Source organism: Hydrocoleum sp. CS-953 (assembly GCF_002260545.1).
Classification (GTDB): domain Bacteria; phylum Cyanobacteriota; class Cyanobacteriia; order Cyanobacteriales; family Microcoleaceae; genus Trichodesmium.
Window position 1 is genome coordinate 1 of record NZ_LGSU01000759.1, and the last position, 4,541, is coordinate 4,541.

Sequence of the window (4,541 nt, forward strand, 5' to 3'; positions counted from 1 at the left end):
GTAGTTGACTTTCTCTGAGACTCAGAATATCTGAGTTATTTTGAAATTGAATAATATTAGGGTCGAAAATATGAGCCAAAATTTTATTGGCACAATCTTCAATTATATTAATAGCTGTAAGATAATTAGATGGAGTTAAATTTTCTGATTTTTCTTGATTTGTCATAGCTAAAATTCTTAATTTTTAGTAAGTTGAAATAGGCTTGAATACTCCCGCTTTAACGAAGTCAGAAGTCAGTAGGGGCGAATGGCTATTCGCCCGTACAGAAGTCAGAAGTTGTTTTTGTAACGGGGATTTATGCCCCGCTCCAAAAACATTTCACCTTAAAAGGTGGGCTTTTAGACACATTTTTTTTGATAAATTTTATTATAATAAGTAGCTAGACATAATTAAATAGAAAACCCTCTATGCTATAAAGTTTAAGTTTTCCTTGGATGCGCATCTTAGGCATTTTATAATTTTATTTTGCCTACCTACTTAAGTTAATAACTTATAGCTGACAGCTAATAGCTGATTGCTGAATGCTTACATTCATTTTAGCACTTGTGAGGATTATAAGAAAATGTCAATATTTTTTAAGGGGGTTATATTAAATGCGATAGTATCAATTAAATTAAGTAGTTGTGCTTTTAGGCATTTCCTAGTTTAGAGATGGAACAGGGAGTCAATAAGATATGTAATATAAAATCCGGTTATAAAGTAATTGCAAAACTACTTCTTCATTAAGACAAGTTTTCTATTGAATAGGAATTATATAATTTAATAGTTCAAATCCAATATTTCTCCTAACTCCTAATATCAAATCCGCTTAATTCGGTATAAAAAAATTTCATCTACGGTTCCCGAAAAATCAGCAAAAGTGCAAATCTTTCTAAATTCTCTTCCCTCCTGACTCCTGTACGGGTGATTTCCTAATTACGCGGAAAGCGACAGCATTCGGTTTGCGCAGCGAAACGGCCGTTAGCTTCGCATAACTATCGTTAACGCCCGTACAGGAGTCAGGAGAAATGGGGAATTAGCGAGGAAACAATAGGAAGAATTACCCCTTGATTTTCCTGCTATAATAAACCCAAAATCCTAACTTTTTGACTATCAATAGCTAAAAATAAGATACTTTTTCCAAACTTAAAAAGGCACTTACCTTTATCTGTCAATGCTTTTATATTTAATCAGCAAACCCTAATTATACCAATGCTACTGGATTTGATATAACTCCTAACTCCTAACTCCTAACTCCTCCGCAATACGATAACTAATTACCCGGATTTTATATAATTAATTTTGCTTATGAACTTATAGATAGAGGATTAAACTTGTTAGGTTTCCTTACCTCAACTCAACTTAAAAAATACTAATATTGTAATTAGCAACCATTCCCTATTTATCAAATTAAATATGAGCTAAAGGTAACAGTAACCGACTTTCTACTAAACCACCTTCGCCCAACTTTAGCTCAAAATCTCCTCCCATTTGTTGCATGACTCGCCGACAGATAATTAAATGTTTGCCTGGGGGTGTAACTAGGGGAGAAGTTTCTAATATATCGGGTATAGAACCAGCATTAAATTCAGCAATTAATTGAGGATTAATACTTCCTTCATCAAGAATAGAAATTTCTAACCATTCTTCATCTAAAGTTTTACATTTAATATCTATTTTTCCTCCTGTTAGAGAACGACGACAAGCACTAATCAAAAGCTCATATACAACCAATTCTAATTTAATACTATCTCCATAAATAGTTAAATTTCCTTCTCGATGAACTTCTAATTGTAATTTTCTTTTTTTGACTTGAGAATCAACACGAGTCAGCGATCGCCTCAATAAATTAGCCACAGATACAACGTCATAATTTGCTTGTAAACGCCATTTTTCTTGTTTCAATAATGAGGTAGTAGATGATAATACATTGCCAATTTGTCTTAGTAATTGCTGATAACGTAGATTTGCTAACATATCTTTTTGTTGAGTAGAATTTTCCGCCGGAATATTATTTAGTTCACTTAACTGTTTAAAACCAGAACCAACAGTACGATAAAGTTCTTCTAAACGCCTTTGTTTGTACCAATTCAACCACTCTAATTCTTCTCGCTGAGATTCCAAAGTAGTCTTGACAATTAAATAGCGACGTGACCAGGCAAACTGAGAAACCAAAGTAGTAAGTAAATTTTTTAAAGTCTCAGTAGGAGAATTTTCTAACTGTGGAACTTCTGTTTTTTGCCATAAAATTCCGTAGGGATCTGTTAATAATAATATACCTGTTGGTTGATGTTCAGCAGCAGTACGCAAAGCAGTTACTATAACCTGACCACTATCAAGAATATTTAGCCACCGCAAAGTTTTCGCTGGCACATCACTTACATTCAAATGCAACCAATCATTGCTAGAAAGTATTTGTTGAATCCAAACATCCGTGCGAACAGGAATCGAAATTTTCCCAGTGCTAGTAATATTAGAGTCGCCATAACGATAACTCATAATTCTGCCTGTTTGCGATGCAGGATACCAAGCAATTAAAGCANACTATCAAGAATATTTAGCCACCGCAAAGTTTTCGCTGGCACATCACTTACATTCAAATGCAACCAATCATTGCTAGAAAGTATTTGTTGAATCCAAACATCCGTGCGAACAGGAATCGAAATTTTCCCAGTGCTAGTAATATTAGAGTCGCCATAACGATAACTCATAATTCTGCCTGTTTGCGATGCAGGATACCAAGCAATTAAAGCAACTAGGGGAACATTTTGGGAATCTATCTCTCCTACCTCCATAATTGCTTGAGCAATAAATTGGATAAAACTACGTTCGAGATGATCTAGGGATAAATTTTCTAATACACTTTCTTCTCCCACTGGTGCTAAATTCTTAACTTCTTGCAAAAATGAGGAGTCAGAAGAATTAATCAATACTTTTGTGTGGTTTCCGAGTATTGTGGTGGGTTGCAAAGCAGTTAAACCAGACTGCAAATATTGGATATATTGCTGTTGCTGATGAATTTGCTGATTCATGTCTCTTTGATGCAGAATAAAACCTAACTGTTGACTGGCAATTTGCACCAATTCTCGCTCATTGCGATTCCAACTGCGAGGAGCGTCATAACCAATAATTACGATGCCTTCGGGTCGATCGTACTTATTGTCTTGATTCTCTGTAATAGATTCTTCTTCCTCCTGTTTCCTAGTTCCTCTTGTGCTGCACAATAGAAGAGAGCGCATTCCTAGTTTCTCAAAATCTTCCTGCCAAGCACTCAATATATGATTCTCTGACCAATTTTCAATTCCTACTACTTCGGTGTTTCGATCTATCAGGGTTATATCTTCTTTGCTGAGAGAAGGTAGAGGAGTTGTAATTATTCGACTTTGAGTAGAATGATTTTGATAAATAACCTCAAACTGGTCTTTCTGGCGAATAGCTAACATAAAATATTTAGCACCTAAACGTTGAGATAGTTTTTCCGCCGTTGTGCGGATAGTTTTTTGCCAGCCATCATCACAATAAATAGCTCTAGTTATCCCTGCAGTTAAAGTCTGATCTATTTTAGCTTGGGAAATTTTGTCTTTCATTTCTGATAGGGGAGAAGTTAAAGCTACCAGTTTACCTATTCCATGCAAATAGTTTTTTTCATCATCTTGCCACGGACGGTTATGTTGTTCTTCTATAGTGATAAACCCTAAGAGTTCATCTTCTAAGATAATAGGTGCTACTAATACAGAAGAAGCTCTGATTTGTCGGAGCAGTAGTTGAGTAATCTCGTTGTCTACGGAGTTGTAATATTCTCCGACGCAAACAATTTGCCCTTTTACTAATATCTGATATAACTCACCTAAATCTTGCAATGTAATACCAGAAGCAGGACGCTTGAAGTCACTCCATTCTACAATTACTTGGCGATTACTTGCACGACGCCAGAAGTAGCGCCCATTGGGATAATACCAGTAAATATTTGTGCGGGATGGCTGCAAAAATTTATGAGTGATTTCTACAACTGCTTCCAGACGTTGGTCTAGGGTTGTTAATTCTCCTAATTCAGAAAGTAATGAGAGTATGGGTTCATCAGGTCGTTTAATTTGCTCCTGTTGCCACTCTTTTTGGATTTTTTCTAATGTGTGCCCCAATTCTCCCCAGATTAAAGATAGGAGTGCTTTTTCACCTGACTCTAGAGATATGCCCCGATTTTGTGAACCCATTAAAACAACACCAAAAGATGTTTCTTTATAAGATATGGGAAATAAAATTGTGCCTTTAACATGATAAGTTTGAGCTATTTTTACCCATCCTCCCACTTGCTTTTCAGCACTTAAGTCATTTATTTTAAGTGCTTTACCTCCCATTAATACTTGTTCTAATACATCTCCATCACTAATTGTAAATTTTTGTTTGAGAATAGAAATTTCACCATTAGGAGTAATTCCTCCTTTGCCAACTATTTTATTTTTCGTCAACTTTTTTAGGTTTGGTAGTCGGGAAATTCTTGTCCTGCTTGAGGATAGGGATAAAAATAGTCATCGAAGTGAATGGCATCAACATCATAACGGCG

1 protein-coding gene and 2 pseudogenes are annotated in these 4,541 nt (G+C 35.5%); all 3 read right to left on the bottom strand.

Annotated elements, in window-relative coordinates:
* Positions 1 to 1,390: 1,390 nt before the first annotated feature.
* Positions 1,391 to 2,479, bottom strand: coding sequence for an ATP-binding protein (locus tag AFK68_RS44655; protein WP_094672461.1), 1,089 nt, complete (start codon positions 2,477 to 2,479; stop codon positions 1,391 to 1,393).
* A 44-nt stretch (positions 2,480 to 2,523) separates the two neighbouring features.
* A pseudogene (locus tag AFK68_RS44660) lies at positions 2,524 to 4,335 on the bottom strand (GAF domain-containing protein); the annotation flags it as partial.
* Positions 4,336 to 4,454: 119 nt separating this feature from the next.
* Positions 4,455 to 4,541, bottom strand: a pseudogene (locus AFK68_RS34775) (family 10 glycosylhydrolase); the annotation flags it as partial.